The following is a 13,959-nucleotide window of genomic DNA, read 5'->3' on the forward strand; positions in this document are numbered from 1 at the left end:
CGGACAAGTCTATCAATGCATGGAGGATATTCGATGTTTTCTGCGACGGCTGAGGTGATCCGTCATCCGAGCGTGCTGGCCGCACTATCCCAGCTATTGGTCCTGTTCTTCGTGGACCACCCCGTCATCGCGTTCATCGCCATGGGCGTCGTGGTACTGGCCATCACCGGCGCCGAAGCGCTCTACGCCGGCCTTGCGCACTTCGGGCGCGCCCCGATCCGCCGGCCTGATTCGTGATCGTGTTTCCCGCCCTGACGCTGAACTACCTCGGCCAGGGCGCGCTGATCCTCCGCACACCCGCCAGCCGGGAGAGCCCGTTCTTCCTGCTGCTACCAGACTGGGCGCACTACGCCACCGCGAACGGCATCGGCGTCGCCTGGACCACCCGGGGCACTCCAATCGTCTTGGCCGTCCTGTCGTCGAAGACCACGAAGGACGCGCCGATCACGAACGCCCTCATCGCCGACACGGCACGGATCCTCGCCGCCGCCGGTCCTACGGACCGACGGCGGCCGTACGATCGCCATCCACCTCGATGATCGCTCAGCGCGGGACGCGGTACTCACCGCCGCCGGTCCCTGCGCCAAAGGCATGATTGGTCGCTCGGGTAGCGCCTGAAGCCCTCCAGCATCTGCCGCGAAGCCGGTGACCGGTAGAGGTCATGGGCACCGTGATCGCATGCCTCTTCCAAGCCGCCGCCCCTGGGCAACGCAGGCTCAGAGAGCGGATTTCAGCTCCTCGCGATGCTCGATCAGCCAGTCCTCGAGTGTCTGAAGCCGCGGATTGATGGTGCGGATCAGGCTGAGGTCGCGGTTGCCGACGAAGGCCTCGGTCGCGTCGGTGAAGAACTGGAACATGTTGCCGAGTTCGTCGGCATCCGGGAAACCGGCACCACGCAGCTGGTCATGGCTCATCGGTCGGTAGGCGACCGGCTCACCAAGCACCTTGGCGAAGAGTTCAGCCAGTTCGGTTCCGGTGGCGTGACTACCGGCCAGGCCGATGGTACGGCCGATGAACCGCGCTCCGGTCCGGAAGATGCCATAAGCGGTACGGCCGATGTCCTCAGCCGCCACGAGCGCCATCACGCTATCGCCGATCGGCAAGGTCAGCGCCAGTTCGCCGTCCGGACTGCGGTGCGGGCCCAGCCCAGCGGTGATGAACATCTCGTAGTAGAACGAGGTCTGCAGGAAGGTTGTCGGCACCCCGAGGCCAGTGAAGTAGGCGTTCGCCTCGTCCTTGGCATCGAGATGCGGCACCTTGTAGCCATCGCCGATGGTGGGAACTTCGCTGCCGAGGAACTCGAAGTGCGGCCGCGTGTCCTCCAGCGTCGACCAGATCACGTGCTTCAGCCCGGCGGCCTTGACCGCGCGTGCCGCGTTGGCGGCCTGGTCCAGTTCCCTCTGCGCGCGGCTACGGGCCGCGACCTGCTCAGGAGTCAGCTCCGCCCGGTAGTTTGTGACGACGAACGATCCGTATGCGCCGTCGAAGGCGGCCCGCAGACCGCCCTCGTCGTCGAGATCGACTTGGACCACCTCGACGCCACGCGCGGCGAACTCCTTGGCTGCCGCCGAGTCCGGATTCCGGGTGAGAGCCCGCGCCGCGAACGGCCCGTTCTCGTCGTCTAGAATGGCCCGTACCAGCCCGCCGCCCTGCGAGCCGGTCGCACCTACTACCGCGATAATCTTTTTCTCGGTCATGATCACTTTCCTTCTGTGTGTCGTCGGATCAAATACGTCGGACGAAGCGCGCTTGGCGCGTCATCTGCCACGGAATGTCGCGATGGTGCGCTGCGCCCAGGCGACGAAAAGGTGCGGATGCCGGCCCTGGACCGTCGTCTCGTCTTGGCTGACCCGCTGCTGCTCGAGGGTCGGCGACACCGGTTCATCGGTCAATAACCGACGGCGAGCCAAGCGCGATGGGTACTCGGTTCGTCGATCTCATCGGCGAACGCGATCGCATAGTCATCCACGCCAATCACCGAACGGCCCTCCTTGTCGGCGACCAGCGCGCTGCTACTCGTGCGATATGAGCCGGTACGAATGCCCGGTAGGTGCCGGCCAAAATTCGCTGCGGGGACGAGATAGAACCAATCAACGTTTCTGGGTGCCGAATTGAGCAAGCTCAGCGCCCGGGTATGGGCCTCGGCAAGCGGAACAAGCCACGCGGGAAGATCTGTGCTGTCCGCCTGACGGGGGCCGCCCTCGGCGATCGGGACAACCGCCGAGCCGCCGACGACACCGAAGCGCGAACCGATCGCCTCGGCGGCCGAAAGAAGGTGGGCCACGCTCGCGGGGAGACCTCCGTCTGCATCGAGGGCGGGGAGCGCCGAGACGATTACCTCTGCGTCGGAGGTCACTTTCGTGACGAACGCCGGATCGTGAGCGCTACCGGCAATGGTGATGACCCCGTCAGCAGTGCCGCTGCCTGGATGCCGCGAAACGACGGTTACATCGTGTCCTCGCGCGGCGAACTCTCGCACCAAGGCGCTGCCGACAAAGCCGGCACCGAATACGACGAGCTTCATTCTTTACCTCAACAGTGCTGCTCGGAGACCGGCTTGAAATGGGTGCCCGGTTGAAGTCTCGGGTTTCAACGGAACCGCACGGCCCCGTAAGGAACTTTCCTGACCTATCATGGAAGCACTTTGCAAGTGGGTCAATAAGGCACATTCGCGTGGCCAGGTTTCATGGAGGTAACCTTGAGCAGCCAACAAGCCCCCCAGGGGGCGGAGACGTGTGACGTCCGCGAGGTCTTGGACGTGGTGAGCGACAAGTGGTCCCTCTACGTGGTCGCCAACCTGGGCGGTGGCCCGCGCCGCTTCACCGAGCTCAAGCGCGCAATCGACGGTGTCAGCCAGAAGATGCTGACGCTTACCCTGCGGCACCTAGAACGTGACGGCCTCCTCACCCGCACCGTCCACGCGGTCATGCCGCCCAATGTCACCTATGAGCTCACCCCGCTCGGCACCGCCCTGCTGCACGCGGCCGGTCCCCTCATCGCATGGAGCACTGGCAATCTGGCGCAGATCGCGGCCGCGCGCGCGGAGTACGACCGAAAGACCCACGCGCACGCCGCGACCGCCTAGCGGTGACATCCGTGCCGATCGCAACGGCACTCAGCGGAGCGGCTCGGCCCTCGGGCCACGCCATTGCCGAACGCCGGGCGATGGTGAACAGCCACGGTGCGAACCGCTCCGGCTGGTGCAGACGTGGCAGCGCCTTCAGCGCACCCGCCCACACGTCCTGGCCCACGTCATCTGCCTGACCCGGCCCGCGCCATGACAGTCGCACCGAAGACCGATGTGGATCACGGCCCCCGCCCGCGGCACGACCGGATGCCACCGTGGCCCCGGTGGAGACCAGTTACCAGGAGCGTCAAATCAACGTCGACCGGCCGGAGAGTGCAAAGTAGCCGCGCAAGATCCTCTGCCGGAATCCGCCCGATGCGCCATGTCGACCAGGTAGGCCAACCGCCGAGCCGCGTATCGCCAGTCAGGGAGCCGGTAGGGCGGACGCGCGCAGTGCCGCGGCCAGCCACTCGAACGGGAACCGCTCCGGTGGCATGTTGTTCACGGCGGCGACCAGTTCCATGTACCGGTCGAACGGTCCCTCCGGCTCCGGCGGGGTGCGGTCCCACTCCGCGCCTGCCAGCATGTGGTCGGCCGCCTGGATCCGGAACTCGGGCGTGTCCGGCATCCCAGGGCTGTCCGGTGTCGCGAAGATGCCGGTCAGCCACCCGATCCACCGGTCGGCGATCTCCCGCCCCCTGGGCGAGTCCGGTGGCACCCGCTCCCGCGCCGCGTCCATCAGCGGCTGTCCGATCGCCGCCCCCGCTTCCAGGGCGTCCAGCATCGGCGACGAGGTCATCAGCGGCCCGGCCCCGGTGGTGCACGCCTCGTGCAGCTCACGGCGCACGGCCTGCCGGACCTCGGTGTCCCGGACCAGCTCGGCCAGTTCGATCCACGCCTCCAGCTGCGCCGCGGTGGGATGTTCGGGCAGCTCCGGCCGGGCCGCCCGCCACCACTCGACCATCCGCTCCGGTGGCTCCCAGCCGGTGGAGACCTCGGTCCAGAACTCGTCGATCAGCCGATCGCGTTCCTCGTCCGGCATGCCAACCAGCTTGTGCATCAGCGTGACCTGCTCGGCTGTGGAGTCCTGCCGCAGGATGGCCGACAGCACCGCGCGGCGGCTGCGCAGCCGTGCCTCCTGCCCTGCCAGCAGGGCCAGGTGGGTGGTGGCCAACTCGCGCAGCGTCGCCCCGCCGGCCAGCACCCGCCGGATCTCGTCCAGGCTGGCGTCGAGTTCCCGTAGCGTCCGGACCAGTTCTAGCCGGGCGATGGCCGACACGTCGTACAGGCGGTGGCCGGCCGGGGTGCTGGCGGCCGCCGCGACGACACCGGCGTCCGCGTAGTACCGGACGGCGCTGACGCTCAGGCCGGTCCGTCGGGCGACATCCCCGATGGCATACAGCTCGTTCATGTCCACGACGCCACTATGCGATCTCAAGCGGGTTGAGGTACAAGCCCCTCATCAGATCGCCCGGCAGTCTCGGGAGACGGGCCCAGGCTAGGCCGAACGACCCTCATCCAAGATCGCGCACCCGGTCATCGCATGACAGCGCACTGCCATCCGTGCCGACCGCGGCGAATGCCCCCGCCACCCAAGGCGAGCTGGGCTGCCCGCCGCGCAGGCCGACCGCACGTGCGGCAATCAGATGCGTCGGCCTCCCGACCGGCACCACCGATGATCGCCCGGCCGACATCCCGGCCCCCTCTCGCCACCCTGCGTCAGCCCAGGTCAACGACGACCGACCGCCCGGGCACCCATCTCGGCACACAAGATCTATTCGGTACGCAGCGCGACAGCGGTGCGGGTGCGGGCGGCCCAGCCGGCCGGCAACAGCGCGCCCAGGATCGCGATCAGCAGACCGCCGAGGCCGAGCAGTGCCAGGCTGGCCGGCTGGTAGACGTCGGTGACGGAGGCGGGCAGGGTGATGCCGGCGCCGCTTCCCATCGCGGGCACGACCACACGGTGCAAGGCAACGCCGGCCGATGCGCCGATCGCGCCGCCGGCCAGCCCGGTCACGACGACCGAGGCGACGACCATCGCTATTGTCTGCCGGGGCGTCATCCCCAACGCCTTGTGGATGGCGAGGTCGCGGACGCGTTCGCGGGTGTCGAGCACGACCATGTTCAGCACGCCCATCCCGGCGACGGCGACCAGCATCAAGGTGAGGAGCGCGGCGAGCGCGTCGAGAAGGACAATCGTGTCGCTGCTGTCGCCGGACTGCCCGGACTGCGCGGTGAAGCCCGACGGCCCCAGTGCGGTGTTCAGCCCGGCCACGTAGACGGCCACGTCCGTGCCATCGGAGAGCCCGATGTGGTAGGTCGCGGCGACCAGGTTCGGTTTCGTGGTCGCGAACGTGCCGGCGTCGGCGAACATCAACAGGTTGTTGGTGGGGTGGAAGACCTCGCCGACGATCCGGACCGGCACCGTCTTGCCGTGGTCGGTCAGCATGACCGTGTCGCCGATCCGGGTGCCGGTGGCGGTCAGGAACGTGCCCGGCACCGTGGCTTCGCCGGGGCGGGTGAACCACCGGCCGGAGACCATCTCGTACCCACCCCAGGACGCGTCACCGGTGAACCCGTAGAGCCGGACGGAGCCGGCCCTACCGGCGATCGCAACCTCCGTGCTGGCGACGCTGTAGTACCTCGTCGTGCCGGGCTGGCCCTGGATCGCTGTGGTGATTTTGGCGATCTCGTCGGCGCTGAGCGCCCTCGGGGCGTTGGGCGTCGGGTTCGCTCCGCTCGTCGGGCCGAACGTATCGATGATTACGTCGGCGGCGGCGTGGTCCTTGGCGACCTGCACCTGGTTCAGCGAGGCTGCCACGCCGACGGCGAACGTGACGGTGGTGACGCCGAACACGACGGCCGCGAGCATTGAGGCGGCGCGGACAGGACGGGCGAACGGGTGGGCCAGCCCGAGACTCACCGACCGGGGTAGCGGGAGTCGGGCGGTCAGCCGGGCCGCCCACTGGCCGCGGCCGGGACCTGGCGTGTGCCCGGCGGCGATCGCGTCAACGGTGCGCAGCCGGCCGGCCCGCAGCGCCGCCGCCCAGGCGACCAGCGCCACGACGCTGAGCGCGCCGGTGACCACGACCGCGTCGACCCACCAGGCGACGCCGGCGGTACGGGTGCCGTAGAGCTGGTCGGCATCGGCCAGCACCGGGATGGCCAGGAGATTGCCGGCCACGACGCCGGCCGTGATGCCGCCCGCGGCCGGGATCAGTGCCTGGGCCACGTACGCCCGTACGACCTGCGCGGGCGTGAACCCGATGGCCTTGAGGATGCCGATCCGCCGTGTGCCGGCACCGACCGCGCCGGCGATCACGTTGCCGACGATGAGCACCGACATGATCACGCCTAGTGCGCCGAACGCGACCAGGAACGGCAGGAACAGCGCGGTGTTGCGGTCGTTGGCCTCCTTGACGGTGAGCCAGGACTGCGTCCCGGTCAGCGCCTCCGCGCCGGTCGCTGCAACCACCGCGGCCCGGCCCTGGCCGAGTTGCGTGGCGGTGCTCGCCGCGGCGAAGCGGTAGAGCATCTGGTAGCCGCTGGTCGCGCCGGGCGCGGTCAGCGTGGCGATGTCGGATGGCGACACCCAGGCGTCGGCGGTGTGGCTGACCGACCGGGCCACGCCGACCACCCTCAGCGTCGGGCTTCCCGGCAACTCGGCGAAGCGCAGGGTGATGCCGAGCGGGAACGGCCCGGTGGGGTAGTCGGCGGCGAGCACGATCTGGCCGGGCCCGGTCACCCACTGTCCCTGGCTCAGAGACACGTCGTCGACGCCTCCCCTCGCCGCGGCACGACCGACGACGGTCATCGGTGGCAGTTCCCGGTCGGCGGCGTCGCGCGGGATAGCGGACACGGTCGGGAATGGACCAGCCGCCGCCGTGACACCGGTGGCCCGCACGGATGCCGACAGCCGCGCGGTCGTGGTCTTGGCGGCGTCGAACTGCGCCGTCAGGTGCGCGCCGTGTTGTTGGGCGAACGCCCGGTCGAATGGCCCGCTGGACGCCACGACCAGCGACCCGCCGAGCACCGACGCGGTCACCGCGATCATCGTGGCCAGCCCGATCACGACCGTCTGCACCCGGCGGCGGCCCACGCCCGAGCGCACCACACGTCCCAGTGCGCTCATCGGGCCCGCCCCGCCGCGACGGTGCGAACATCGGCGACGACCCGGCCGTCAACGAGCCGGATCATGCGGGTCGCGCAGGATTCGGCCAGCGACAGGTCATGCGTGACCAGGACGATGGTCTGGCCGTCGTCGTGCAGGTCGTTGAGCAGTCGTTTGACGTCCTCGCCGGACGCGGTGTCCAGCGCGCCGGTCGGTTCGTCGGCCAGCAACAGCGTCGGGCGGTTCATCAGCGCTCGGGCCACCGCGACGCGCTGCCGCTCGCCGCCGGAGAGCCGGCCCGGGTACGCGGCGGCGTGCCGGGAGACGCCGAGCGCGCCGAGCAGCTCCTTGACACGGTGGTGGGCTGCGCCGCGCGCCATCCCGGCCAGCTGCGCCGGCAGGACGACGTTGTCGGCGACGGTCAGGTCGTCGAGGAGGTTGAAGAACTGGAACACCATGCCGATCTTGTCCCGCCGGTAGCGGGCCGAGGCGGCTTCGTTGAGCTGGTCGACGCGGACGCCGTCGACGGTCACGGTGCCGCTGCTCGGCCGGTCCAGACCGGCGATCAGGTTGAGCAACGTGGACTTGCCGCTCCCGGACGGCCCGAGGATCGCGACCGCCTCGCCGGGCGCGATGCTCAGCGCTGTGTTGTGCAGCGCGGGCGGCCCTTCGTCGTACTTGCGGCTCACGTTGTGCAACTCGATCACCGGCGGGGTCATGCTCGTCTCCTCGGTTCGGCTTACCCTTGCGGAGATCGACGCTAGGTGTGCGGGCATTCCGGGCGCGTCGGCCCGGAGAGGCATCCTCGTTGGCGCGCAGGGATGAAGGCGTCCGGCCTCATCCCCGAGGACTAGGCGCGCGGTGGAGCCCGCTGGTTCTCCGGACCAATACCGCCGGCCGCGGCGGATCGGCGAGAATGGAGCCGGTGGGGAACACCGACCGACTGTGGGCCTGGGGCCGGCAACTGCTGCGCCCGTCCGGTCCGCTGCCCCGACCATCGCGGCGCAGCCAGGGATTCGACGCGATACTCGCGCTGGGCCTCAGCGCCATCGTGATCCAGCCGAGCTACGGCGTGTTTCCCAGGCCCGCCGGGCCCGGCACGCCGGGCCCGGCGCTGCCGGAGCGGCCGGGACCGCAATTCCAGGTGGATCCAACGGGCACGCTCGACCCGCTCGCGTACCATCATGTCGCCTGGGCGATCGTGATGCTGCTGATTGCCGCGCCGCTCGTGACTCGCCGCAGATATCCGCTCGCGGTGCTCTGGATCGTCATGGCCATGGCCACGGTGGTGTCGGCGGTCACGGAGGACCGCGCGACGATCCGGTTCTCGTTCTACGTCTGCGTGATCGCCGCGTACAGTGCCGCTGTCTACAGTCCGTACCGCATGCCGGTGCTGGCCAGTCAGCTCGTGGCGGCCCTGCTGTACAGCCAGCTCCAGCAGCTCCAGTCACCGACGCTGCCCACCGTCTCCAGCGACGCCGTCCCGGCCCTGGTCCTGATCCCGCTCGCGATCGCAACCGACGGGCTACGCCGGTGGCGGCGCCGGGCCGACGAGGAACGCGCGCGGACGGTGGCGCTGGAACGCGAACGGGACGAGGCGCTCCGCCGTGCGACCGAGCAGGAACGCGCCCGTATCGCCCGGGAACTGCACGACGTCGTCACCCACAACGTCAGCATGATGGTCATCCAGGCCGGCGCCGCCCGCACAATGATGCCGCCCGACCAGGAGCAGGTCCGGGAGGCGCTGCTCGCGGTCGAGGCGGGCGGTCGAGCGGCGATGTCCGAACTGCGCCACGTCATGGGGCTGCTGACGATGAACGTCTCCGGCTCCGACGCGGCCGGCCCCGCGGAACTCGCACCCCAACCCGGCCTGGACCGATTGGAGGCCTTGGTCGCAGGCGTCCGGGCCAGCGGCGTGCCGGTCGAGTTGAACGTGGCCGGGCAACCGCGCCCCATGCTGCCCGGGATCGAACTGGCGGCCTACCGGGTGGTACAGGAAGCGCTGACGAACACCGTCAAGCACGCGCGCGGCGCATCCGCGACCGTCGCCGTCGACTACGACACCAGCCACCTCCGCGTAGAGGTGGCTGACACCGGTGGCGTGCCGCGTGCGTCAGCCACGACCGGCAACGGGCGCGGGCTGATCGGGCTCCAGGAACGCCTCGCTGTCTACGGTGGAACCCTGCATGCCGGGCCACGCCTCAGCGGCGGCTACCGTGTCCAGGCACAAATTCCCCTGGAGGCACCATGGCCCCACCACTGCGCGTAGTGATCGCCGATGATCAGGCATTGGTCCGCGCCGGCTTCCGGATGATCCTGTCGGGCCACGGCATCGACGTCGTCGCCGAGGCGACCGACGGCACCGAAGCGGTCGACGCGGTCCGACGTACCCGCCCCGATGTGGTCCTCATGGACATCAGGATGCCTGAGCTGGACGGTTTGGAGGCCACCCGACGCATCATGACCGGCGCCGCGGACGAGCCACGCGTGATCATGCTCACCACGTTCGACCTCGACCAGTACGTGTACGCGGCGCTGACCGCCGGGGCTAGCGGCTTCCTCCTCAAGGACGTCAGCCCCGAATACCTGGTCGCCGCCGTGCGCCTGGTCCGCTCCGGCGACGCGCTGCTCGCGCCCGCCATCACCCGCCGCCTCGTCGAACGGTTCGCCCGCCGCGACACCGACACGCCCGCGATCCACCGCGACCTGAGCGCACTAACCGCCCGTGAGCTGGAAGTGCTGCGCCTGCTCGCCGAAGGCCTCAGCAACGCCGAACTCGCCGAACGCTTGCACCTATCCGAGGCCACCGTGAAGTCGCACGTCGCCCGCATCCTCGCCAAACTCGGCCTGCGCGACCGAGTTCAAGCCGTCGTCGTGGCGTACCGGACCGGTGTAGCTAATCCCGCACCACCGGACTGACCTCATCACCTGAAGTCCAGGGGGCTGCGCAAGCCGACCCGGAGCTGGCCCGGCTCGCCGCCCGGGCGCTCGGCGTCGCGATCGCCGACTGCTGGTCCGCCGGCGACAGCCGGCACCGCGACGTCGCCTGCGCCCGCCGCGCCGGTGTCGGGGCGGCCGTGCTGATGCGCTCGCCGCGCACCGACCGCGAGGACCCCCTACCCGAGGCCGGGGACCGGGGCCCGGCGGGGTCAGTGCCTGGCGAACTGGACCCGGGTCGGCTGCACGACGTCCGGCTTCAGCTTGATCCCGCTGATCGTCAACTTCTCTCCGTAGATGTCGGTGATCCTGATCGGGCCGCCGCACCCACTGCCGTTGGCGGAGATGAAGTAGTTGTATTCGGGACGGGGTAGCTGGCGCCAACCGCTGCTGGTGCGGACCTCCAGCAGCGCCACCGGATTCCGATGGCCGATCGCCTGTATGCCGCACCACCACTGGCTGGACCCGACCTTGTACCGGATCGAGATCGTATCGGACATGCTGGGACTGAGCAGTTTCCACGTGATCGGCACTTCGCCGAGTGAGCGGTTGGCCAGTTTGGCGAAGGCCTGTGGGCTCAGGTCGATCTGCCCGGGCGCACAGGGCAACGGGCACAGGTTGGTGATCCGGACCGTGACGGAGTTTCCGTTGGCCGCCTTGACGAGCACATACGCCCCGCACGCCTTGGCCGACTCGTAGTCGGTCTGGTTCATCGCCCCGATCATTAGGTCACTGGCCGGGCCGAACAGGCAGGCCCCTCCACCGTCCCCAGCGTCATAGAAAGTGGCTTTTCCGCGGTACGTAACGTTGGGCCGGATCCGTCCCGCCAGCGGTGCCACGCCGCTGGACTTCGGCGACGGGCTGCCGGTAGCCGACGGCCGTGCGGTCGTGGGGGTGGTCGCGGGGGTGGTCGCGTCAGCCGCCGCGGTCGGGAACCCCGGCCCGGACTTGCCGACCGCCGGGGTGCTGGTGCCGGCGGCGGGCGTGGGCGCGGCATGCCAGGCCGGAGATGGGCCGCCACAACCGGCAACGGACGCCAGCACGACCGCCGACACGGCGCTCGCGAACGCGATGCGCCACGGGCGGCGCGGATGCAGAGGGGGCATATCGGCGTTCTCCTTCAGCCGTTCAGTCGACCAGTCGACCTTCAGTGGCCCGGCGGACCGGAAAGGTTGCTCGGCCGCCCCGAAGAATTCAGCCGCCCTGATTCAGAAGCCGCCGTCCACCTCGGCCCGGGCAACCTCGGCGGTGGCGATCGCCTGGTAGCTGTCCCGGCTCGGGTCCCTGCCGCCCACGGCGTGACCGTACTGAACCGCGAAGATGTATGAGCCCGGCGTGATGCGTACCGCCGGCTTCAGCGTGAACGTGTAGACCAGGACGCCCGGCTGCTGCTCGACAGTCGTCACCAGGTGCTCGGCCGGTATGGTGCTCCACATTCCGGTGCTGGTCACGTACGGGGTCAGCGCGATCCGTACGCGGACCTCCAGCGCCGTCAACGTCTCGCTGTTCCTCACCGTCACGTTGCTCTGCGCCCAGTTGTCGATGCTCTGCGGGTCCACCGCGCCGCTGGCCCACAGGAAGCCCCGCTCGACGCCGCTGTTCCCCGGGGACGCCACCGGTGACCGGGACCCATGGGCAGCCGACGACGGACGGCTCGCACCACCACGGCTCGGCGACGATCCAGCGGTGGCGGGTGAGACGGCCGTGGGGGCGGTTGGGGCGGTTGGGGCGGTTGGGGCGGTTGGGGCGGTTGGGGCGGTGGAGGCCATGGGGGACGGCATGTGTACCGGTGGCGTCGTCGCCTCTTGGCCGACGGCGGCCCACGTGACGACCACGCCGAGCCCGAGTACCGTGGCCACGGTCGCAGCCATCCCCGCCGCCCGCACGACCGCACCCCGACGGGTCGGGCGGGTCGCCGGGGACGGATCGAAGGCCGCCTGGCCGCGTTGGATCCGGGCCAGGATCGCTGCGCGGTCCGGCTGGTGAGAGGCCGCAGTGGCGCGGAGCACGGCGCGAACGCGATCCGACCGCATCATCGTCCCCTTCCCCACGAGCCCGGCGGAACCGTGGCCCGCGAAGCAGGCGACTCCCAGTGCGTGCGGTCGGTAGCCGGTAACGCCGGCCCGCCGAGCAACGTCGTCAACTGCGCGACCCCGCGCGACGTCTGGCTCTTCACGGTGCCCACCGAGATGCCGAGCGCGCGCGCCGTCTCCCGCTCGGACAAGTCAAACGCATACCGCAACACCACGCACGCCCGGCGCCGGTGCGGCAGGCGGCGGAGCGCCTCCCGTACGTCGAGCACCGCGGATACGTCCGCGTCCCGGGCGTACGCCCGCTGTTGCCACAGCAGGCCCACGCCGAGCAAACCGCGCCGTTCCCGGCGCTGCCGGCGGATCCGGTTGCGGGCCAGGTTGACCAGCACCCCACGGGCGTACGCGATCGGGCTTTCGGCCGCGGCGACCCGGTCCCAGTGCCGCCACACCTCCAACAGGGCATCGGCGGCGAGGTCGTCGGCCACCTCCCCCTCGCCGGTGACCAGGTACGCCAAGCGTGCCAACTCGGAATGGTAGGTCTCGAAGAAGCAGTGGAAGGCGTCGTCGCGTGATGTCGCCATGGCCGCCTCCAGTTCTCGACCTTTGGCGGCCGCGGGTGCGGTGGCCAGCGTTCGCGAGGCTACCAACCCAGCCGCGACTACGAACACGGCGGTGACACGCTGACGTGCCCCGGACCGAGGCGCGCGGGTCGGGCCGCGGGGTGGGCTCGTGTCAGGCATGGACGCCGCCCCGCCGCCCGGCACCACCGACCAAGGGAGTCGTCCCCGTGTTCAAGATCCCCACCGACGCGACAATGCCCCCACCCGAAACGGACGGGGACATGCGCAAACGTCGGGCCAAGGACCGCGCCATCGGCGTCGAGCATCTCTTCGAAGAGATCAAGGCCCTCGGATACACCGGCTGCCTGAACCTCCTGTCCAAGTACATCAGCCAGGGCTGTGCGGACGCGAACGCAGCCACATCTCCGCACGTCGGCTCGCCCGGATGCTCCTCACCAGGCTCGACAACCTCAAGCCCGAACAACGAGATCTTCTGACACGGCTCACCGCCGCCTGCCCCGAGATGACCCAACTGGCCGCCGCTGTCGAAGGCTTCGCCCAGTTCCTCACGCCTGCGAAGGAACGCTGACCGGCGCGCCAGATGCACCGACGAGCAGGCTTCACCCTGCTCCGCCACCGCATCCTTCTCGGATAGCAGCACTCTCCGTCGCCACCGGATGTGAGACAGGGCGGTTCGTTTGACAAACCCGTTAAAAGATCAAGCTCAGCGAACGGCCTCGAATGTGGTCTTCCACGTGGTGTGGAACGAGCCTGTCCACGCCGCGCCCAGCTCAGCGGAAGTCGGCTATCTCGACCGGCCCGCCGGCGCGGGGAACGACTGGGTGCCGCCGCTGGCGCGAAGTTCACCCTCGCTCTTCACATCGATGATGTAGGCCAAACCGTCCGAACCCTTGCAGCGGATCGACGAGCCCTGCCGGTTGGTGAGGCCGCCCTCGCACTGAAGGGTCACATCCTTACCGAGGTCGCGCTTGACCGCGGCGGCCCCATCCTTCTGTAGCTGCTCATTGGACCAGTTTCCTTCGTGTCCGCCACCACAGCCGGCAAGAACGAAGGCCATGCTGACGGCAAGAATCACGCGGGATGCTCTCATAACAGCTTCTTCGGACGGGGTGGCCGACCTTACCTGCCAGGTCCAACATGACCGTGCGCCTCGAACTCCGCATCGGGACAACCCACGGCCAGACACCACTGCCACTCATGTCAACACCGACTCAACCCTATTAGGCGGAG

At 69.4% G+C, this 13,959-nt stretch carries 15 protein-coding genes and 2 pseudogenes; 7 read left to right on the plus strand and 10 right to left on the minus strand.

What is annotated here, in order from left to right:
• Positions 1 to 33: 33 nt before the first annotated feature.
• The gene (locus tag MCAG_RS35690) at positions 34 to 237 is read left to right on the plus strand and encodes a KUP/HAK/KT family potassium transporter (RefSeq protein ID WP_007073566.1); all 204 of its coding nucleotides are present in this window, start codon (positions 34 to 36) and stop codon (positions 235 to 237) included.
• A gap of 2 nt (positions 238 to 239) precedes the next feature.
• Positions 240 to 539: a KUP/HAK/KT family potassium transporter gene (locus MCAG_RS35695; RefSeq protein WP_198141557.1), complete on the plus strand. Its 300-nt coding sequence runs from the start codon at positions 240 to 242 to the stop codon at positions 537 to 539.
• A 177-nt stretch (positions 540 to 716) separates the two neighbouring features.
• Here the strand turns inward: MCAG_RS35695 and MCAG_RS13655 are convergent, their stop codons facing one another.
• Positions 717 to 1,697, minus strand: coding sequence for an NmrA/HSCARG family protein (locus MCAG_RS13655; protein WP_007073569.1), 981 nt, complete (start codon positions 1,695 to 1,697; stop codon positions 717 to 719).
• 191 nt (positions 1,698 to 1,888) lie between these two features.
• Entirely contained in the window at positions 1,889 to 2,524 is a 636-nt protein-coding gene (locus tag MCAG_RS13660) for an NAD(P)-dependent oxidoreductase (RefSeq protein ID WP_007073570.1), read from the minus strand.
• 162 nt (positions 2,525 to 2,686) lie between these two features.
• On the opposite strand from MCAG_RS13660, the gene MCAG_RS13665 reads away from it, so the two are divergent.
• Positions 2,687 to 3,085, plus strand: coding sequence for a helix-turn-helix domain-containing protein (locus MCAG_RS13665; RefSeq protein WP_007073571.1), 399 nt, complete (start codon positions 2,687 to 2,689; stop codon positions 3,083 to 3,085).
• Here the strand turns inward: MCAG_RS13665 and MCAG_RS34750 are convergent.
• The 4 genes from MCAG_RS34750 to MCAG_RS13680 form a co-directional block, all read right to left on the minus strand.
• A complete protein-coding gene (locus tag MCAG_RS34750; RefSeq protein WP_369751323.1) occupies positions 2,994 to 3,341 on the minus strand; it encodes a sigma factor in 348 nt (115 codons plus the stop codon). The two genes, MCAG_RS13665 and MCAG_RS34750, sit on opposite strands and share 92 nt — an antisense overlap.
• A gap of 150 nt (positions 3,342 to 3,491) precedes the next feature.
• On the minus strand, positions 3,492 to 4,484 hold the full coding sequence (locus MCAG_RS13670; RefSeq protein WP_007073572.1) for a MerR family transcriptional regulator: 993 nt from the start codon (positions 4,482 to 4,484) through the stop codon (positions 3,492 to 3,494).
• Between the two features lie 357 nt (positions 4,485 to 4,841).
• Entirely contained in the window at positions 4,842 to 7,199 is a 2,358-nt protein-coding gene (locus MCAG_RS13675; protein WP_007073573.1) for an FtsX-like permease family protein, read from the minus strand.
• On the minus strand, positions 7,196 to 7,897 hold the full coding sequence (locus MCAG_RS13680) for an ABC transporter ATP-binding protein (RefSeq protein ID WP_036373349.1): 702 nt from the start codon (positions 7,895 to 7,897) through the stop codon (positions 7,196 to 7,198). The genes MCAG_RS13675 and MCAG_RS13680 overlap by 4 nt, the downstream gene beginning before the upstream one ends.
• 197 nt (positions 7,898 to 8,094) lie before the next feature.
• Here MCAG_RS13680 and MCAG_RS13685 point away from each other — a divergent pair, with 197 nt between their 5' ends.
• The 3 genes and pseudogenes from MCAG_RS13685 to MCAG_RS34755 all read left to right on the plus strand — a co-directional run.
• Positions 8,095 to 9,447 carry a sensor histidine kinase gene (locus MCAG_RS13685; protein ID WP_007073575.1) on the plus strand — a complete coding sequence of 451 codons (1,353 nt, stop codon included), beginning with the start codon at positions 8,095 to 8,097 and terminating at the stop codon, positions 9,445 to 9,447.
• Positions 9,426 to 10,097, plus strand: coding sequence for a response regulator transcription factor (locus MCAG_RS13690; RefSeq protein WP_007073576.1), 672 nt, complete (start codon positions 9,426 to 9,428; stop codon positions 10,095 to 10,097). The genes MCAG_RS13685 and MCAG_RS13690 overlap by 22 nt, the downstream gene beginning before the upstream one ends.
• A 20-nt stretch (positions 10,098 to 10,117) precedes the next feature.
• A pseudogene (locus MCAG_RS34755) lies at positions 10,118 to 10,303 on the plus strand (HAD hydrolase-like protein); the annotation flags it as partial.
• Between the two features lie 24 nt (positions 10,304 to 10,327).
• Here the strand turns inward: MCAG_RS34755 and MCAG_RS13695 are convergent.
• The 3 genes from MCAG_RS13695 to MCAG_RS13705 form a co-directional block, all read right to left on the minus strand.
• Entirely contained in the window at positions 10,328 to 11,221 is an 894-nt protein-coding gene (locus MCAG_RS13695; protein ID WP_083802268.1) for an expansin EXLX1 family cellulose-binding protein, read from the minus strand.
• Positions 11,222 to 11,323: 102 nt separating this feature from the next.
• Positions 11,324 to 11,731, minus strand: a complete 408-nt coding sequence (locus MCAG_RS30740; protein WP_083802269.1) for a hypothetical protein — start codon at positions 11,729 to 11,731, stop codon at positions 11,324 to 11,326.
• A gap of 416 nt (positions 11,732 to 12,147) precedes the next feature.
• Positions 12,148 to 12,729: a SigE family RNA polymerase sigma factor gene (locus MCAG_RS13705; protein WP_083802271.1), complete on the minus strand. Its 582-nt coding sequence runs from the start codon at positions 12,727 to 12,729 to the stop codon at positions 12,148 to 12,150.
• A 227-nt stretch (positions 12,730 to 12,956) separates the two neighbouring features.
• On the opposite strand from MCAG_RS13705, the pseudogene MCAG_RS32535 reads away from it, so the two are divergent.
• A pseudogene (locus MCAG_RS32535) lies at positions 12,957 to 13,363 on the plus strand (hypothetical protein); the annotation flags it as partial.
• Positions 13,364 to 13,513: 150 nt separating this feature from the next.
• On the opposite strand, the gene MCAG_RS13715 reads toward MCAG_RS32535, so the two are convergent.
• Positions 13,514 to 13,804, minus strand: coding sequence for a hypothetical protein (locus tag MCAG_RS13715; protein ID WP_036373351.1), 291 nt, complete (start codon positions 13,802 to 13,804; stop codon positions 13,514 to 13,516).
• Positions 13,805 to 13,959: the final 155 nt, after the last annotated feature.

This window comes from Micromonospora sp. ATCC 39149, from assembly GCF_000158815.1.
In the GTDB taxonomy this organism is placed as follows: Bacteria; Actinomycetota; Actinomycetes; order Mycobacteriales; family Micromonosporaceae; genus Micromonospora.

What these genes read in the sequence shown, in the direction of transcription:
- MCAG_RS35690 (WP_007073566.1), top strand. Translation starts at nt 34, where the DNA reads ATGTTTTCTGCGACGGCTGAGGTGATCCGTCATCCGAGCGTGCTGGCC.
- MCAG_RS13655 (WP_007073569.1), bottom strand. Translation starts at nt 1,697, where the DNA reads ATGACCGAGAAAAAGATTATCGCGGTAGTAGGTGCGACCGGCTCGCAG.
- MCAG_RS13660 (WP_007073570.1), bottom strand. Translation starts at nt 2,524, where the DNA reads ATGAAGCTCGTCGTATTCGGTGCCGGCTTTGTCGGCAGCGCCTTGGTG.
- MCAG_RS13665 (WP_007073571.1), top strand. Translation starts at nt 2,687, where the DNA reads ATGGAGGTAACCTTGAGCAGCCAACAAGCCCCCCAGGGGGCGGAGACG.
- MCAG_RS13675 (WP_007073573.1), bottom strand. Translation starts at nt 7,199, where the DNA reads ATGAGCGCACTGGGACGTGTGGTGCGCTCGGGCGTGGGCCGCCGCCGG.
- MCAG_RS13680 (WP_036373349.1), bottom strand. Translation starts at nt 7,897, where the DNA reads ATGACCCCGCCGGTGATCGAGTTGCACAACGTGAGCCGCAAGTACGAC.
- MCAG_RS13685 (WP_007073575.1), top strand. Translation starts at nt 8,095, where the DNA reads ATGGAGCCGGTGGGGAACACCGACCGACTGTGGGCCTGGGGCCGGCAA.
- MCAG_RS13690 (WP_007073576.1), top strand. Translation starts at nt 9,426, where the DNA reads ATGGCCCCACCACTGCGCGTAGTGATCGCCGATGATCAGGCATTGGTC.
- MCAG_RS13695 (WP_083802268.1), bottom strand. Translation starts at nt 11,221, where the DNA reads ATGCCCCCTCTGCATCCGCGCCGCCCGTGGCGCATCGCGTTCGCGAGC.
- MCAG_RS13705 (WP_083802271.1), bottom strand. Translation starts at nt 12,729, where the DNA reads ATGGCGACATCACGCGACGACGCCTTCCACTGCTTCTTCGAGACCTAC.